Here is a 16875-nt window from a genome sequence, read left to right as displayed (position 1 = left end):
AGCGCACAGGCTCGATCAGGAAGCCGCTGCGCCGAACTTGCGCATCACGTTCTTCACGGAGCCAAACGGCACCGGCGACAGCGGGCCAGGCGGTGCGCGCTTGATCAGGGCGACCAGGAACAGCGCCAGCATCGCGAGCCAGAAGCAGAGCCAGAAGCCGTCAATATAGGCGAGCGTGTTGGCCTCGCGCTGCACCAGCGCCGCGAGCGTACCGACGGCGCGCCCGGTCGCCGCCCCGATGCCGTGGCCGGAAAATCCCTCCGTCAACCGCTGCAGCCGGTGCGCGACGTCGGCATCGCCACTCTGGACGTATTGCCCGAGATAGTTCGAGTGGATTTGCTCGCGAACCCGCAGCCAGGTCCCCATCAGCGCGATGCCGATCTCGGCGCCGCCGAGCCGGCAGATCTGGATATAGGCCGCGAACGCCGTCGCCCGTGACGGATCGGAGTTCGACAGCGCCATCATGATGATCGGCAGCAGCGTGAGCGCCTGCCCGACCGACAGCAACAGCACGATGCCGACAAAATCCTCCCGCGCCCAGACATGGCTCAGCTGGGTGCCCCAAAGATTGGCGGCCGCGAACGCCGAGAAGCCGAGCACCACGACGACGCGCGGATCGAGGTGGCGGAGCAGCAGGATCGAGACCGGCACCAGCACGAACATCGGCAGCGCGCCGTAGGTGAACAGCAGCACGCCGGATTGCTCCGGCCGCAGCGCACTGACGGCGCTGAGGAAGTTGGGCACCAGCGACGAATTCGACAGGCTGGTCAGCGTGTACAGCAGGATGACGATCAGCGAGAGCCCGATATTGCGCGAGAACAGCACGTTGAAATGCGCCCAGGGCTGGCGCACTAGCGTCTCGTTGATCATGAAGCCAATGATCAACAATCCGCCGCAGATCAGGAGCGCCATCACCGTGCCCGACGACAGCCAGTCCAGCCGGTTGCCCTGATCGAGCCCGGCATAGACCATCGACACCCCGGCGCCGAGCAACAGCATGCCGCCCCAATCGGCATTGCGAAGCAGGTCGCGATTGACGGGCTCGTTCGGCGTGCCGAGATAGACCATCAGGCCCATCAGCGGCGCGACCACCACGCCCTGCCAATACAGCCATTGCCAGCCGAGGTGCTCGACATAATAGCCGACAAGCGAACTCGACGAGTCCAGCGCGAAGCCGACCCGGATCGAATACATCGCAATCGCCGGCAGCCACCAGCGGATCGGCAGATTGCGCAGGATGATCATCAGCGTCGCCGGCACGAAGGTGCCGAGCAACATGCCGTGCGCGACGCTGAGCGCGATCAACGTCGTATAGTCGCGCACGAACGGAATGGTCAGCGAGACCACGGCGTACATCAGGCTCGGGATCCCGAGCACGCGGCGCAGCCCGAACGCGGTGGCGAGCCAGGCCACCGCGGGTGCGACGAAGATCTGCGAGCCGATCGCGGCGGTCGAGAGCCAGGCACCCTCGTCGAAGCTGAGCGAGAACGCGCCGCGCAGGTCGGGCAACCCGACCGTGGTCAGGCGGCTGTCGAAGTTCGCCAGGAACGCGCCGAGCAGCACCGCGACCACGGCGAACAGCGGATAGCGCGCGACGTCGCCGCGCGAGACCGGACCATGACCGCGGTCGTCACTTTCCGCCATTGCCGGCCGCCCCGCCGGTGTTGATCCGCGTCACGACCGACATGCCCGGCAGCAGGCGCTCGAGCAATGGCTGGTTCTTCTCGAACTGGATGCGCACCGGGATGCGCTGCACCACCTTGGTGAAATTGCCGGTGGCATTGTCGGGCGGCAGCAGCGCGAATTGCGATCCGCTCGCCGGCGCGATCCGCTCGACCACGCCGCGCAGCCTCTCGCCGGAGAAAGTATCCACGGTGACCTCGACCGGCTGGCCCGATCTGACGTTGGTCAGCTGGGTTTCCTTGTAGTTGGCGATCACGTAGACGTTCGGCAGCGGCACGACATTGATCAGATTGGTGCCGATGTTGACATAGTCGCCCGGCTGCACCTGGCGCTCGCCGGTGACGCCGTCGAACGGCGCTATGATCTTCGTGTAGCCGAGCTTGAGCTTGGCCGATGCGAGCAGGGCCTTGGCGGCGTCAAGATCGGCGGCGCGCTGCTTCTTGGTGCCCTGCAGGACCTCGAGCTGATGGCGCTGCGCAGCGATCACCGCGCGGCTGGCCTGAACATCGGCCTCTGCCTTGGCGTAAGATGCGGTTGCTTGCTCGAGCCGTTGCCGCGTGCCGGCATCGGTTTGCGACAGCGACTGCTGACGCTCTTCCTCCTGGCGAGCCAGCGTCTGCTGCGCTTCCGCGGACAGTCGCGAAGCCTCGGCCTGCGCGATGGTCGCATACTGCAGCTCGACCTGATTGTTGAGGTTGTCGAGCGCGGCCTGCGCGCCGACCACACCGGCCTCGGCCTGCGCGACCTGGGCCTGGTAGTCCGCGGGATCGATCTGCACCAGGAGATCGCCGGCCTTGACGCGCTGGAAATCGGAGATAGCGACGGTCAGGACTTCGCCGGACACGCGGCTGGAGAGCTGGGTCAGCTCGGCCCGCACATAGGCATCATCGGTGGTCTGGATCGTGGCGCTGCCGACCCACGCATCCCAGCGCGTGGTCGCCACCGCGACGAAGGTGAGCGCGGCGAGCACCGCAAACAGCGGAATGGCGAAGCGGCCCTAGAAACCGTTCGCCGCAGGCTGCGGCTTGGCTGGCGCCGGTACCGGTGCGGGCGCGGTCTGGCTGGCTTGTGACGGACCGCCCTGAACCTGCTCTGTCACGCCACACTCTCCTCAGTTACGCCGGAACGCGAGACAACCGGTTAGCACATGATGACGATCATGGCTCCGACGGTCTTTTCCGGCCACCGGCAAAGATCATTGATCAGACATACTTCGCAACGCGGCCCGCGCGCGAGGCAGGTATAGCGGCCATGCAGGATCAACCAGTGATGGGCGTGCAGCATGAACTCCGTCGGGATCACCTTCTCGAGTCCGAGCTCGACCTCAAGCGGCGTCTTGCCGGGCGCGAGCCCGGTGCGGTTGCCGACGCGAAACACATGGGTGTCGACCGCCATCGTGTGTTCGCCGAATGCCATGTTGAGCACCACATTCGCGGTCTTGCGACCGGCACCGGGCAATGACTCGATCTCGGCGCGCGTGCGCGGCACCTCGCCGCCGAATTCGGCGATCAACTTCTCAGAAAGCGCGATGACGTTCTTCGCCTTGTTGCGATAGAGCCCGATGGTCTTGATGTACTCGCGTACTTTGTCCTCGCCGAGCGCAAGCATCTTCTCCGGCGTGTCGGCGATCGCAAACAGCGCCCGTGTCGCCTTGTTGACGCCGGCGTCGGTCGCCTGCGCCGACAGCACCACCGCAACCAGCAGCGTGTAGGGGTTGAGATGCTCGAGCTCGCCCTTCGGCTCGGGATTGGCTTTGCGGAACCGGTCGAAGGCCTCGTAGACCTCCGCCGCCGTCCACGGCTTTGGTGTTGCGGCCTTCTTGGCGACCTTCTTGGCCGCCGTCTTTGCCGAACGTTTGGGCAGCGGCTTTGGCGTTTTCGCGGCCTTCTTCGGTGCGGACCGAACGCTTGATGAGCTGGCGCGTTGAGAGCGGATGATTTTGGCCATGAACGGGATATACTGATACGTCATGACCGCAGGCAACGACTTTGATCCGAGCGACGCCCTCAGGGCCAGTAACGTTGAGACTGGTGACCTCGAGGCTGATGACGCCGGGGCCGAGCCAAAGCTGTTCTCGGCATTGCTGACGCCGCACCGCTCGCTGAACCGCACGGGCTTCATCGTGCTGATGTCGTTCGTCACCGTGGTCAGCTTCATCGCCGGCGTGGTGTTCTGGTGGCTGGGCGCCTGGCCGATCTTCGGCTTCTTCGGGCTCGACGTGCTGGTGATCTACTGGGCGTTCAAGGTCAATTTCCGCACCGCCAGAGCCAGCGAGGAGATCACGGTGACGCCGTCGGAACTGCGGGTCCGCAGGATCAGTCACCGCGGCCATGTGGCGGAATGGGTGCTCAATCCGCTCTGGGTGCGGTTCGAGCAGATCTCGCACGAAGAATTCGGCATCGAGCGGCTTTATCTGGTGTCCCGGGGCCGCCGGATCAGCATCGGCAGCTTCCTCGCCCCCGACGAAAAGGCCAGCATTTCCAAAGCCTTGACGGCTGCGCTGAACACCGCGAAACGCGGCCCGACCTACAACCCCATCGCTTGAGTAAGCTTGTCAGAAATCGGGTGGTTTGATTGCGCCATGGCTCCTAAATCAGACACCATGATGACACTCGCCATACATGACCAGCGCCTGGCCAAGCCGGGCCCCCAGAACGCCGCGCTGCGCGACTATGATTCGGTGCGGCGCGCCATCGCGTTCATCTCGGAGCACTGGCGCGCGCAGCCGACCATCGAAGCGATGGCCGATGCCGCCGCCGTCACGCCGGATGAACTCCATCATCTGTTCCGCCGCTGGGCCGGGCTCACGCCGAAGGGCTTCATGCAGGCGCTGACCCTGGATCACGCCAAGAACCTGCTGCGCGATTCCGCCAGCGTGCTCGACGCGGCGCTCGACTCGGGTCTCTCAGGACCGGGACGGCTGCACGATCTGTTCGTCACGCATGAGGCGATGTCGCCAGGCGAATGGAAGACCGGCGGCGGCGGCATGACGCTGCGCTACGGCTTCCACCCCTCGCCGTTTGGCACCGCGATCGTGATCGCAACCGATCGCGGGCTCGCGGGACTTGCCTTCGCCGACCCCGGCGATGAGCAGACTGCATTCGCCGACATGAAGCGACGCTGGCCGAGCGCGACCTTTGTCGAGGACACCGGCGGCACCACGGCACTGGCGCAGCGCGTGTTCGATACAAGGTTGTGGCGGGCGGACCAGCCCCTGCGCGTGGTCCTGATCGGCACCGACTTCGAGGTGCGGGTGTGGGAAACGCTGCTCAAGGTGCCGATGGGGCGCGCGGTGAGCTATTCCGACATCGCCTGCAAGATCAGCAACCCGAAGGCCTCGCGCGCGGTCGGCGCCGCGGTCGGCCGCAATCCGGTGTCGTTCGTGGTGCCGTGCCATCGCGCACTCGGCAAGAGCGGCGCGCTGACCGGCTATCACTGGGGCATCACCCGCAAGCAGGCGATGCTCGGCTGGGAAGCCGGCCAGGTCGGGTTGCATTAGCCTGATTGTAGGATGGGTAGAGCGAGCCGAAACCCATCTTACGGCTGACTTCCTTAAGCCAGGCTTCCAGCCTCACACCGTCACCCTGAGGAGCGCGAAGCGCGTCTCGAAGGGTCGACGGCCCGGCTGGTGGCCGTGCATCCTTCGAGGCTCGCTCCGCTCGCACCTCAGGAGACGGGTTGAGCGGAGTGATCGCCTCGCCTACCCCGCCAGATCGACCTTGGACGCAACGGTGGAATCGGCATTGAGCCGATAGACCACCGGAGCGCCGGTCGCGAGTTCGCGCTTGAGGATCTGCTCCGGCGTCAGCTTCTCCAGCACCATGATCAGCGCGCGCAGCGAATTGCCGTGGGCGGCGATCAGCGTGCGCTGGCCGCGCAGCACGCCGGGCAGGATCTCCTGCACGTAGTAGGGCAGCGTGCGCGCCAGCGTGTCCTTCAGGCTTTCGCCGCCAGGCGGCGGCACGTCGTAGGAACGGCGCCAGATCAGGACCTGGTCCTCGCCCCACTTCTTGCGGGCGTCGTCCTTGTTGAGGCCGGAGAGATCGCCATAGTCGCGCTCGTTGAGCGCCAGATTCTTCGTGGTCGGCAATCCGGTCTGGCCGATCTCCGCGAGCATCAGCTTCAGCGTGTGCTGCGCGCGCGTCAGATCGGACGTGAAGGCGACATCGAACGACAGGTCCTGCGCCTTCAGCTTGCGGCCGGCGTCCTTGGCCTCGGCGATGCCCTGCTCGGTGAGATCAGGGTCCTTCCACCCGGTGAACAGGTTCTTCAGATTCCATTCGCTCTGACCGTGACGAACGAGCACAAGAAGGCGATCACTCATTTCAGATTCCGTTTCGCTTAGCTGGATTTCATCTCGTCGGGCGATCTCAGTCGCTCAACCCGAGCACGTCGGCCATCGAGTACATGCCGGGCTTCTTGCCATGCGCCCACAGCGCCGCCTTCAGCGCGCCCTGCGCGAACAGCGCGCGGTCCTCGGCATGATGCGACAGCGTGATGCGCTCCGACGGACCGGCAAAGATCACGCTGTGATCGCCGGCCGCGGTGCCCCCGCGCAACGAGGCAAAGCCGATATCGCCCGCACGCCGCGCGCCGGTCAGGCCATCGCGGCCGCGCGCCGAATGCTGATCGAGCGCGATCTTGCGTCCGGCAGCGGCCGCCTCGCCGAGCATCAGGGCGGTGCCCGACGGCGCGTCGATCTTGGACTTGTGATGCAGCTCGAGAATTTCGATGTCAAAGCTCTGGTCGAGCGACTGCGCGACACGCTTGACCAGCGCGGCGAGCAGATTGACGCCGAGGCTCATATTGCCCGACTTCACCACGATGGCGCGGTCGGTGACGCTCCGGATCACCGCATCGTCGGACTGCGACATGCCGGTGGTGCCGATGACGTGGACGAGGCCGCGCTCGGCCGCGATCGCGACATTGGCGATGGTCGCGGCCGGTACGGTGAAATCCAGGATGCCGTCGGCGCCCGCCGACATCGACCACAGATCGGCCGACAGCGCGACGCCATTGGCGGGAAGGCCGGCGAGCACGCCGGCGTCCTTGCCGAGCAGCTCCGAGCCCGGCGCTTCCAGCGCGCCGACCAGCACCGCCCCCGGGGTTTCGGAAATCACCCGCGTCAGCGTGCGGCCCATCCGGCCGCCGGCTCCCGCAACAATCAGACGCATGTCAGCCATGGCTCACCTCTGCAGGCCGTATAAAGCATGATCCGGAAAAGGGGAAACCGCTTTTCCGGGCCGATATCATGGCTCCAACGGACGAATCCCACGGCTGTTCCCGGCAATCGAACCGGCGGCCTGGTGTCCGGGCTACGGGCTGTCGTGCCCCTCGATGATGATGAGGTCGGCGATCGAATGCGGCTGCCGCACCTTGAGGTTGGTCTGGTATTCCGGCGAGTTGTAGCAGGCGAGCGCGGTCTGATAGTCCGGGAATTCGATCACGACGTTGCGCGAGCGGCTCTGGCCCTCGACGCCGGTGAACTTGCCGCCGCGAACAATGAACTTGCCGCCGAATTTCTGGAAGATCGCCGGGTTGGCCGCCATGTAGGGCTTGTAGCCCTCCTCATTGTGAACGTCGACGCGTCCAATCCAGTATCCCTTCGCCATCTCTGTTCTCCCTCGTTGTTGTTCAGGCGAGCGCCTCGGCGATTTCGGCGTGAATGGCTTCGGCTGCGGCCTTCGGATCGGCGGCTTCCATCACCGGACGCCCGACCACCAGATAGTCGGCGCCGGCGGCGATCGCACGGGCCGGGGTCATGATGCGCTTCTGGTCGCCGGTCGCGGAGCCCGCGGGGCGGATGCCCGGCGTCACCAGGTTCATCTGATCGCCCACGATCTTGCGCAAGGCTGCGGCTTCCTCGGGCGAGCTGACAAGGCCGTCGACACCGAGCGCCTGCGCCTGCCTGGCGCGCGCTTCGACGAGATCGGAGACGCTGAGGCCGTAGCCCGCGGCCTGAAGATCGTTGTCATCGTAGGAGGTCAGCACCGTCACCGCGAGGATCTTCAGGGTAGAGCCGGCGCGTGCCTCGACTGCCGCCTTCATGGTCTGCGGATAGGCATGCACGGTGAGGAAGGTCGCGCCGAGACCGGCGACGCTTTCGACCCCGCGCGCGACGGTATTGCCTATGTCGTGCAGCTTGAGGTCGAGAAACACCTTCTTGCCGCTGCCTGCGAGCTGCTTCGCGAGCGTGAGGCCGCCGGCATAACCGAGCTGATAACCGATCTTGTAGAAGGTGACGCTGTCGCCGAGCCTGTCGATCATCGCCTCGGCGCTAGCGACGGACGGCAGATCGAGCGCCGCAATCAACCGGTCTCTTGGAGCGATCTTGGCTGGCTGCATGTCACCTCACATCATGCGTTGGGAATGGTCGACCAGCTGCCGCACCAGCGCACGCATCGCGTCGATGTCGGCCTGGTGCTTCAGATGATCCATATCGTCATAGGCCTGCTCGGCGAATGACAGCGCGAGCTGGCTCGGGATCACGGTCGCGTGGCACGCCGACAGGATCAGGCGCAGCGCCGCCAGCGCGCGCGTGCCGCCGAGCCGGTTGCCGGATGCCGCTGCGATCGCGAAGGCGCGGCCATGGAACACCTGGCCGCGGGCCTCGTGCGGATCCTGCACGCGGCTCACCCAGTCGATCGTGTTCTTCACCAGCGCCGGCACCGAGGAATTGTATTCCGGCGTCACGATCAGGACGCCATGATGGGCGCCGATCATCCGCTTCAAATTGACCGCGTGCTGCGGCACGCCCGATTTCGCCTGCAGGCCGCCGTCATAGATCGGCAGCGGAAAATCGCCGAGCGAGATGCGCGTGACGTCGGCCCCCAGCTGCGCGAGCTCCTGCGCCAGCACGGCAGCGAGCTTCGTATTGAGCGAGCCGGATCGAAGCGATCCCGGGATCACGAGGATTTTCAGCGCGGACATTTCGAAATCGCGGTTAGGGCGCGCGCCGCCCAGCGCGACACCGCAGGGCGATCAGCCCTTGCGATACACCCAGACCCGCGCGGGCGGAAGGTTCATCCAGATCCGCTCGGACGCCTCTGTGGACACGCCGGGCAGCGACTTCGGAATCGGGGGCACCACCGAATAGGTGAACTGCACGAAGGGCGCACCGGGGGCAAGCGCCAGGAAGGCGTCGCGGACCAGCCTGAGGCGGGTCAGCATCGGCTTGGTGACCAGCGGCAGGCCGGAGACCATGGCGGAGGCAGGAGACTTCAGCACCTCCCACAGCGTATCGCGAAGCCTGTAGGCGTCACCCTGGACCACCCTGGCCTGCGGATAGCGTTCACGCAGCAATGCGCAGAAACCGGGATTGTATTCGACCAGCACGAGCCGCTTTTGATCGACGCCATGCTCGATCAGCGCGTTGGTGATCGCCCCGGTGCCGGGTCCAAGCTCGACCACCGGACCTTCCGCGTCAGGATCGACATATTGCGCCATGGTGCGAGCGAGCAGCCGTCCTGACGGCATCACTGCGCCCATATGCAGCGGCTTCTCGATCCATGAACGGAGAAAACGAACCTCGTCGTCGAGACGGAGGGGCTTCTTCGACGCACGCACGGACGATTGCAGGGGCATGTCGCTACCAGGCGGGACCGCACAATCGAGCGGTTGTCAGAAAACGGTCATAAAGACGTATAGATCGAAGCCGTTACGGTCAAGCGCAACGACAACTACTGGGTGGTGCGGTTTCCGAAGAAGTCCTTGACCTTAGAGAAGAAACCCGCTGCCTCCGGCTGGGTTGCACCGGACGACAGCTTTTCGAACTCCATCAGCAATTCCTGCTGCTTCTTCGTCAGATTCTGCGGCGTTTCGACCACGACCTGGACATACATATCGCCGGTCTGGCGCGAGCGCAGCACCGGCATACCCTTTGATGCGATGCGGAATCGCCGGCCCGACTGGGTGCCGGAGGGCACCTTCACCTTGGTCTTGCCCTTGTCGATGGTCGGCACCTCGAACTCGCCGCCGAGTGCTGCAGTCACCATCGAGATCGGCACGCGGCAGTGCAGGTCGGCGCCATCGCGCTGGAAGAACTGGTGCGTGGTCAGCGACAGGAAGATGTAGAGGTCGCCGGGCGGGCCACCGCGGACACCGGCCTCGCCTTCGCCGGCGAGACGAATGCGGGTGCCATCCTCGACTCCCGGGGGGATGTTGACCGACAGCGCGCGGTCGCGCGTCACCCGGCCGGAACCGGCGCAGGAGGTGCAGGCGTCCTCGATCATCTGACCGCGGCCCTGGCAGCCGGGGCAGGTCCGCTCCAGCGTGAAGAAGCCTTGGGCCTGCCGGATACGGCCGGCACCACCACAATGCGAGCAGGTCTTCGGCTTGGTGCCAGCCTTGGCGCCGGTGCCCGAGCAGGATTCGCAGGTGACCGAGACCGGGATCTCGATCTGCGCGGTCTTGCCCTGGAAGGCGTCCTCGAGCGTGATCTCCATGTTGTAGCGCAGATCGGCGCCGCGCTCGCGGCCGCCGCTGCGGCGCTGCCCGGCCATGCCGAACAGGTCCTCGAAAATGTCGGAGAAGGACGAGGCGAAGCCGGCGCCGAAGCCGGGACCGCCGCCGCCCATGCCCTGCTCGAACGCGGCATGGCCGAAGCGGTCATAGGCGGCGCGCTTGTCGCCGTCCTTCAGCACCTCATAGGCTTCGTTGATTTCCTTGAACCGGACCTCGCTGCTGGAGTCGCCCGGATTCTTGTCCGGATGCCACTTCATCGCGAGCTTGCGGAAAGCCGTTTTCAGCTTGGTCTCGTCCGCGTTCCGCTCGACCTCGAGGGTCTCGTAATAGCAGCGCTTGGTCGACATCCTTCAATTCCGTCCAGAGTTCATCGCCATAGCCAAGGATTGCGCCTGTCTGGAAGATGCAGCGATCGCCTTAAAGAAAAATGACCCCCACTCCTCCGAGACGCGTCGCGTGCTCTTTGGCGTGAGGGTCATCATCTCAAACCCGCTTAAGCAGATTTCTTGTTGTTCTTGTCGTCGTCGACCTCGGTGAACTCCGCGTCGACGACGTCATCCTTGGCAGCGTCCTTGGCCGCATCGGCCTCGGCCTGCTGCTTGTACATAGCCTCGCCGAGCTTCATCGAAGCCTGCGCCAGCGTGTTGGTCTTGGCCTTGATTGCCTCGGCGTCGTCGCCCTTCAGCGCTTCCTTGAGATCGCTGACGGCGTCTTCGATCGCGCGGCGGTCGGTGTCCGGGATCTTCGAGCCGTGCTCGGCCAAAGCCTTCTCGGTCGAATGAACCAGGCCGTCGGCATGGTTCTTGGCGTCGACGGCCTCGCGGCGCTTCTTGTCCTCGGCCGCATTGGCCTCGGCGTCCTTGACCATCTTGTCGATGTCGGCTTCGGACAGACCGCCGGATGCCTGGATCCGGATCTGCTGTTCCTTGCCGGTCGCCTTGTCCTTGGCCGAGACGTTGACGATGCCGTTGGCGTCGATGTCGAAGGTCACCTCGATCTGCGGCATGCCGCGCGGAGCCGGCGGAATGCCCATCAGGTCGAACTGGCCGAGCATCTTGTTGTCGGCCGCCATTTCACGCTCGCCCTGGAAGACGCGGATGGTAACGGCGCCCTGATTGTCTTCGGCCGTCGAGAACACCTGGCTCTTCTTGGTCGGGATCGTGGTGTTGCGGTCGATGATGCGGGTGAACACGCCGCCCAGCGTCTCGATGCCCAGCGACAGCGGGGTCACGTCGAGCAGCAGCACGTCCTTGACGTCGCCCTGGAGCACGCCGGCCTGGATCGCAGCGCCGATCGCGACGACTTCGTCGGGGTTGACGCCCTTGTGCGGCTCCTTGCCGAAGAACTGCTTCACGACTTCCTGAATCTTCGGCATGCGGGTCATGCCGCCGACCAGCACCACTTCGCCGATCTCGCCGGCGGTCAGGCCGGCATCCTTCAGCGCCTTGCGGCACGGCTCGATGGTCTTCTCGACGAGGTCGGCCACCAGCGCCTCGAACTTGGCGCGGGTCAGCTTCATCGTCAGATGCTTCGGACCGGTCTGGTCAGCCGTGATGAACGGTAGGTTGATTTCGGTCTGCGTGGTCGACGACAGCTCGATCTTAGCCTTTTCAGCGGCTTCCTTCAGGCGCTGCAGAGCGAGCTTGTCGTTGCGCAGGTTGATGCCCTGCTCCTTCTGGAACTCGTCGGCCAGATAACCAACAAGGCGCATGTCGAAGTCTTCACCACCGAGGAAGGTGTCGCCGTTGGTCGACTTCACCTCGAACACGCCATCGCCGATCTCGAGGATCGAGACGTCGAAGGTGCCGCCGCCGAGGTCGTACACGGCGATCGTGCCGGTCTTCGACTTGTCGAGACCGTAGGCGAGCGCGGCAGCGGTCGGCTCGTTGATGATGCGCAGCACTTCAAGGCCGGCGATCTTGCCGGCATCCTTGGTGGCCTGACGCTGTGCGTCGTTGAAATAAGCGGGAACGGTGATGACGGCCTGCTCGACCTTCTGGCCGAGATGCGCCTCAGCGGTCTCCTTCATCTTCTGCAGGATGAAGGCCGAGACCTGCGAGGGCGAATAGGTCTTGCCATCGGCTTCGACCCAGGCGTCGCCGTTCGATGCCTTGACGATCTTGTAGGGAACGAGCTTCTTGTCCTTCTCGACCATCGGGTCGTCATAGCGGCGGCCGATGAGGCGCTTCACCGCAAAGAACGTACGCTCGGGATTGGTCACCGCCTGGCGCTTCGCCGGCTGGCCGACGAGGCGCTCGCCATCGTCAGTGAAGGCAACGATCGACGGCGTCGTCCGCATGCCTTCCGCGTTCTCGATCACCTTGGCGTTTTTGCCATCCATTACGGCGACGCACGAATTCGTGGTGCCGAGGTCGATCCCAATGACCTTACCCATGGTTTTGATATCCTCTTTGTTGCGGCAGGTTGGTTGGGCCCTGACGGCGCTCCGTACCGAACCCCCAGACGTTCACATACTCGCGATATTGCGACGGTGAGCCTGATATAGGAGAGAGGGTCCTGCCCGCAAGGACTGGACGCAACGTTGAGGCCTGAAAAGACTGACGTTTGAAAGATTGTGTCAGCCCGACTGCGGCGCCAGTTCCGGCCCGAAGCAAGTCCATAACGAGCCCAAGCCACGCCCCGAGACAGGCCCAAGCCAAGTTAACAAATCGGCAATGATTTAGGGCGCCAACGTCCGCCGCGCGGCGTCACCGCTGTTGAGTGAACGCTCACAAACGTCGTATGCGAGAGCGGCGCACGGGCCGAGGCGCGCTGTTTGGCCGCTGGGCGGCCGCAGGCGGTGGGCTCGTGGACACGTCGGGAAGCTCAAAAGTGCCAGCCAATCAGGGCGAAAAGCCCATGGAATCGGGCTCGCGGGCCCGGAGCGGAGATTTGGCGGCCTGTTGCAGGGTCATCAAAACCGCTAAAAGCGGTCCGACTGAAAGAGGCCACCCAGCCCTGCACCGGGCCCGTTGCGCGGCCACCAAGCAAAACCGGTAGATCCCCCATGACGCCTTTTCGAGTTCTTGTTGCGGTTGCCTTGCTGATTGCTGCCACCTGTCGTGGCTTCGCCGCCGACGTGGTGTTTCCGCCCGGCGCGCATGTGGGGATGAAGCCGCTGGTGGGCCTCAACCGGGCCAAGTCGTTCATCGGCTTCGAGACTGAGGACCAGGGCGTGAAGGTCCTGATCGCCGACCTGCCCGCGGACGCCTACGCGGAGGTCGTGAGCGCGTTCAAGGCCAATCCCGCCGGCACCGGGAATATCAAGCCCCAGAGCCTCGAGACGCCGGCCGGCCTCGCCTACTACACCGTGGAGAGTGGGCGCGACGGCGCCAGCAATGTGCGGCGCTATTCCATGATCCTGCCCGGACCGACCTTCTCCGGCTATGTCGCGGTGCAGGTGCCGGAGAACGCGAGCAAGATCTACACCGACGACGCCGTGCGGCAGATGTTCGCCACCGCCCAGATCCGCAACGAGGTGCCGGTCGACGAGCAGCTCGGCATGATGCCGTTCAAGGTCACCGAGCTCAGCGGTTTCAAGAATATCCGCATGCTGGCGCCGGGCGCGGCACTGCTGATGGCCGACGGCGACGAGAAGGCCCTCGAGACCAAGCCCTTCTTGCTGCTTGGCATCATCGGCTCGGCCCCGGCCACACCCGATGATCGCGGCCGCTTCGCTCAGCAGATCGCGACCACGATCCCCGGCGTGCGCGACGGGCGGATCACCATGTCCGAGCCGATCCGGATCGACGGCCAGCCCGGCTTCGAGACCCGGATCGACGCCGTCAGCGGCAAGGACAACACCCCGGTGACCATCGTGCAGTGGCTGCGGTTCGGCGCGCAAACCTCGATGCGCATCATCGGCAGCTCGCCGCGCACCGATTGGGAGAAGGCCTTCCCGCGCTTCCGCGCGGTGCGCGACGGCATCCAGCCGCGCGGCTGATCCCTTTCGTAAAGCCCTCCGAAAAATCGGGCTTTCGCAGCTCCACGAACGGAACTAGCCTCCTCGCGCGATAATCACACAAAGCGAGGAGGGCGCGATGTTGGATCGACGACGGATTGTTGCAGGCCTTGGCACGATCCTTGGCACGATGGCGCTTGCGACGCTGGTTCCCAGGAATCTCTGGGCCGCCGCGATCAAGCCCCACGATGGCTCCGCGCTGCTCGTGATCGACGTGCAGAACTGCTTCCTGCCCGGCGGCAGCCTCGCGGTGAAGGACGGCGAGCAGGTGGTGCCGGTGATCAACAAGATCGCCAAGAGCTTTGCCAATGTGGTGATGACGCAGGACTGGCACACGCCCGGTCACGTCTCCTTTGCCTCGGTCCATGCCGGCAAGAAACCGTTCGAGACCATCGACCTCGCCTATGGCAAGCAGGTGCTGTGGCCCGACCACTGCGTCCAAGGCACCGACGGCGCCGCGCTGTCGAAGGAACTTGCGATTCCGCAGGCCGAGCTGATCATCCGCAAGGGTTTTCACAAGGACGTCGACAGCTACTCCGCCTTCACCGAAGCCGACGGCAAGACCACCACCGGGCTTGGCGCCTATCTGACGGCGCGCAAGATCAATCGCGTGTTCGTCGCCGGGCTCGCCACCGATTTCTGCGTGGCCTGGACCGCGCTCGATGCGCGCAAGGCCGACTTCGAAACCTATGTGGTGGAGGATGCCTGCCGCGGCATCGACACCCAGGGATCGCTGGCCAAGGCCTGGGCCGATATGGACAAGGCCGGCGTCAAGCGCATCCAGTCGTCGGATATCGCCTAAGACATTGGATCAGGCGGTGATGTCGGCGCTTGGGGCGGCCTTGGCGCCGCCCTTGGAGACGCCGACCAGTGCCGGACGCAGGATGCGCTCGCCGATCATGTAGCCGGCTTGCACGACCTGCACCACGGTGCCCGACGGCACCGACGGATCAGGCACCTCGAACATCGCCTGCTGGAAGTTCGGATCGAACTTCTCGCCGATCGGGTCGAACTTCTTGACACCGTTCTTTTCCAGCGTGTTGAGCAGCGAGCGCTCAGTCAGCTCGACGCCTTCGAGCAGCGCCTTCAGGCCGGGATCGGCGGCTTCCTTGGTCTCGGCCGGCACGGCGTCGAGCGCGCGCTGCAGATTGTCGGCGATGTCGAGCACGTCGCGGGCAAAGCCGGTGATGCCATAGGTCTTGGCGTCGGCAACCTCGCGGCGGGTGCGCTGACGGAGGTTCTCCATCTCGGCCAGCGTGCGCAGCGTCCGGTCGCGCGCCTCGGCGAGTTCCTTGGTCAGCGCTTCAGCCGATCCCACCTCGGGATCGTCAGGCATGATGTAGGGCTTCGAGACCACGGGTTCACCCGTCGGCGCCGAATTCTCGGTGTTGTCATTGGCCCGGTTCGGATCGGTCATGGCTTGCCTTCTCGAAAACTCGCGTCGGTTCAAATCTTGGGGATTGCTGCCCGGGATATCGTGCTTTGAGCGGCGAAAATCAAGCGCAACATACCGGTTAGGGCCAGCGCACCTCCACTTCGCGTCAAGAAACCCGTCAAATGAAACCGAATTTCGCTCCGATCAGCCGCCCAGCATCTTGCTGACGATGCGCGCGGCATAATCCACCGTCGGGATTACCCGCGCATAGTTCAGCCGCGTCGGTCCGATCACGCCGAGCACGCCGACGATCCGGCCCTGGGCGTCGCCGTATGGCGCGATGATGGTGGAGGAACCCGACAGCGAGAACAGCTTGTTCTCCGAACCGATGAAAATCCGCACGCCCTCGCCGCGTTCGGCGCGGCCGAGCAGATCGATCACGCCGCGCTTGGTCTCGAGATCGTCGAACAGCGACTTGATGCGCTCGAGGTCGTCGAGCGCATGCAGATCCTCGAGCAGATTGGCGTGGCCGCGCACGATCAGCTGGCGGTCCTCGTTCGCGCCGCCGGACCAGCTCGCGATGCCGGCCGCGACCACCTTTTGCGTGAGCTGATCGAGCTCGGCGCGGTTTTGCGTCAATGCCGTCTCGAGCTCGAGCCGCGCTTCGGCCAGCGTCCGGCCACGGATCCGCGCATTGAGGAAATTGGTCGCTTCGGTCAGCGCCGACGATGGAACGCCCGGCGGCAGCGCCAGCACCCGGTTTTCGACCTGGCCGTCTTCGCCGACCAGCACGACCAGCGCCTTCTCCGGCTCCAGCCGCACGAATTCGATGTGCTTCAGCCGCGCATTCGACTTTTGCGTCAGCACCACCGCCGCGGCACGGGTCAGCCCCGACAGTTGCGTCAGCGCTTCGCCAAGCGCGGCCTCGACGGATTGCGCACGGCCGACCGCGGCAAGCTGGGTCTGGATCGATTGCCGCTCGGCCTCGGTGAGGTCGCCGACCTGCATCAGGGCGTCGACGAAGAAACGCAGGCCGAGTTCGGTCGGCAGCCGGCCCGCCGAGGTGTGCGGCGCATAGATCAGGCCGAGCTGCTCGAGGTCCGACATCACGTTGCGGACCGAGGCCGGCGACAACGGTAATGCGATCAGGCGCGAGATGTTGCGCGAGCCGACCGGCTCACCGGTCGCAAGATAGCTTTCGACGATTTGACGAAAAATATCGCGCGATCGCTCGTTGAGCTGGGCGAGCCCCGCATGCGGTGCGATCAGGCCAATCGGATCGTGATGAGTCACACGCCAGTCCCTCACAATTGCCGCCTAATTTGTCGCTCCCGGAGGCCGGTGACAAGCATGCATTCAGCCCCCCCGGGGACCGGGCCAACCCGGGGCCGAA

17 protein-coding genes are annotated in these 16875 nt (G+C 64.9%); 4 read left to right on the top strand and 13 right to left on the bottom strand.

Annotated elements, in window-relative coordinates; translation table 11 throughout:
• Positions 1 to 15: 15 nt before the first annotated feature.
• The 3 genes from HAP54_RS12000 to nth form a co-directional block, all read right to left on the bottom strand.
• Complete coding sequence (locus HAP54_RS12000) at positions 16 to 1644, bottom strand: MFS transporter (RefSeq protein WP_166300211.1); 1629 nt, start codon at positions 1642 to 1644, stop codon at positions 16 to 18.
• Positions 1631 to 2668 carry an HlyD family secretion protein gene (locus HAP54_RS11995; RefSeq protein ID WP_224741941.1) on the bottom strand — a complete coding sequence of 346 codons (1038 nt, stop codon included), beginning with the start codon at positions 2666 to 2668 and terminating at the stop codon, positions 1631 to 1633. The genes HAP54_RS12000 and HAP54_RS11995 overlap by 14 nt, the downstream gene beginning before the upstream one ends.
• A 155-nt stretch (positions 2669 to 2823) precedes the next feature.
• Positions 2824 to 3630, bottom strand: a complete 807-nt coding sequence (gene nth, locus HAP54_RS11990) for an endonuclease III (protein ID WP_175619416.1) — start codon at positions 3628 to 3630, stop codon at positions 2824 to 2826.
• 22 nt (positions 3631 to 3652) lie between these two features.
• Here nth and HAP54_RS11985 point away from each other — a divergent pair, with 22 nt between their 5' ends.
• Together HAP54_RS11985 and HAP54_RS11980 are read left to right on the top strand one after the other, a co-directional pair.
• On the top strand, positions 3653 to 4228 hold the full coding sequence (locus HAP54_RS11985) for a DUF2244 domain-containing protein (protein WP_175619415.1): 576 nt from the start codon (positions 3653 to 3655) through the stop codon (positions 4226 to 4228).
• A gap of 57 nt (positions 4229 to 4285) precedes the next feature.
• On the top strand, positions 4286 to 5182 hold the full coding sequence (locus tag HAP54_RS11980) for a methylated-DNA--[protein]-cysteine S-methyltransferase (protein ID WP_166307752.1): 897 nt from the start codon (positions 4286 to 4288) through the stop codon (positions 5180 to 5182).
• A 201-nt stretch (positions 5183 to 5383) separates the two neighbouring features.
• On the opposite strand, the gene HAP54_RS11975 is transcribed toward HAP54_RS11980, so the two are convergent.
• From HAP54_RS11975 to dnaK, 8 genes are all read right to left on the bottom strand, one after another.
• Complete coding sequence (locus HAP54_RS11975) at positions 5384 to 6007, bottom strand: 2,3-bisphosphoglycerate-dependent phosphoglycerate mutase (protein ID WP_166300205.1); 624 nt, start codon at positions 6005 to 6007, stop codon at positions 5384 to 5386.
• Positions 6008 to 6053: 46 nt separating this feature from the next.
• Positions 6054 to 6866: a 4-hydroxy-tetrahydrodipicolinate reductase gene (gene dapB / locus HAP54_RS11970; RefSeq protein ID WP_166300203.1), complete on the bottom strand. Its 813-nt coding sequence runs from the start codon at positions 6864 to 6866 to the stop codon at positions 6054 to 6056.
• A gap of 132 nt (positions 6867 to 6998) precedes the next feature.
• The gene (locus HAP54_RS11965) at positions 6999 to 7295 is read right to left on the bottom strand and encodes a DUF1330 domain-containing protein (protein ID WP_166300201.1); all 297 of its coding nucleotides are present in this window, start codon (positions 7293 to 7295) and stop codon (positions 6999 to 7001) included.
• A gap of 22 nt (positions 7296 to 7317) precedes the next feature.
• Positions 7318 to 8028, bottom strand: coding sequence for an orotidine-5'-phosphate decarboxylase (gene pyrF, locus HAP54_RS11960; RefSeq protein WP_166300199.1), 711 nt, complete (start codon positions 8026 to 8028; stop codon positions 7318 to 7320).
• Between the two features lie 6 nt (positions 8029 to 8034).
• Positions 8035 to 8613: an NADPH-dependent FMN reductase gene (locus HAP54_RS11955; RefSeq protein WP_166300197.1), complete on the bottom strand. Its 579-nt coding sequence runs from the start codon at positions 8611 to 8613 to the stop codon at positions 8035 to 8037.
• Positions 8614 to 8664: 51 nt separating this feature from the next.
• Entirely contained in the window at positions 8665 to 9267 is a 603-nt protein-coding gene (locus HAP54_RS11950) for a class I SAM-dependent methyltransferase (RefSeq protein WP_029081008.1), read from the bottom strand.
• Positions 9268 to 9362: 95 nt separating this feature from the next.
• Positions 9363 to 10493 carry a molecular chaperone DnaJ gene (dnaJ, locus tag HAP54_RS11945; protein ID WP_166300195.1) on the bottom strand — a complete coding sequence of 377 codons (1131 nt, stop codon included), beginning with the start codon at positions 10491 to 10493 and terminating at the stop codon, positions 9363 to 9365.
• Between the two features lie 146 nt (positions 10494 to 10639).
• Positions 10640 to 12541 (bottom strand): molecular chaperone DnaK, encoded by a 1902-nt coding sequence (gene dnaK, locus HAP54_RS11940; protein ID WP_029081006.1) that lies wholly within the window; start codon positions 12539 to 12541, stop codon positions 10640 to 10642.
• Positions 12542 to 13153: 612 nt separating this feature from the next.
• Here dnaK and HAP54_RS11935 point away from each other — a divergent pair.
• Together HAP54_RS11935 and pncA are read left to right on the top strand one after the other, a co-directional pair.
• Positions 13154 to 14089: a hypothetical protein gene (locus HAP54_RS11935; protein WP_166300193.1), complete on the top strand. Its 936-nt coding sequence runs from the start codon at positions 13154 to 13156 to the stop codon at positions 14087 to 14089.
• A gap of 97 nt (positions 14090 to 14186) precedes the next feature.
• A complete protein-coding gene (gene pncA / locus HAP54_RS11930; protein WP_166300191.1) occupies positions 14187 to 14909 on the top strand; it encodes a bifunctional nicotinamidase/pyrazinamidase in 723 nt (240 codons plus the stop codon).
• A 9-nt stretch (positions 14910 to 14918) separates the two neighbouring features.
• On the opposite strand, the gene grpE is transcribed toward pncA, so the two are convergent.
• A complete protein-coding gene (grpE, locus tag HAP54_RS11925) occupies positions 14919 to 15524 on the bottom strand; it encodes a nucleotide exchange factor GrpE (protein ID WP_166212907.1) in 606 nt (201 codons plus the stop codon).
• 162 nt (positions 15525 to 15686) lie between these two features.
• Positions 15687 to 16775 (bottom strand): heat-inducible transcriptional repressor HrcA, encoded by a 1089-nt coding sequence (gene hrcA, locus HAP54_RS11920; RefSeq protein ID WP_029081002.1) that lies wholly within the window; start codon positions 16773 to 16775, stop codon positions 15687 to 15689.
• Positions 16776 to 16875 lie beyond the last annotated feature (100 nt).

This window comes from Bradyrhizobium sp. 2S1 (assembly GCF_011516625.5).
Taxonomy (GTDB): Bacteria; Pseudomonadota; Alphaproteobacteria; order Rhizobiales; family Xanthobacteraceae; genus Bradyrhizobium; species Bradyrhizobium septentrionale.
Note: the sequence above shows the minus strand (reverse complement) of the source record. Positions and strands in the feature narration are given on the sequence as shown.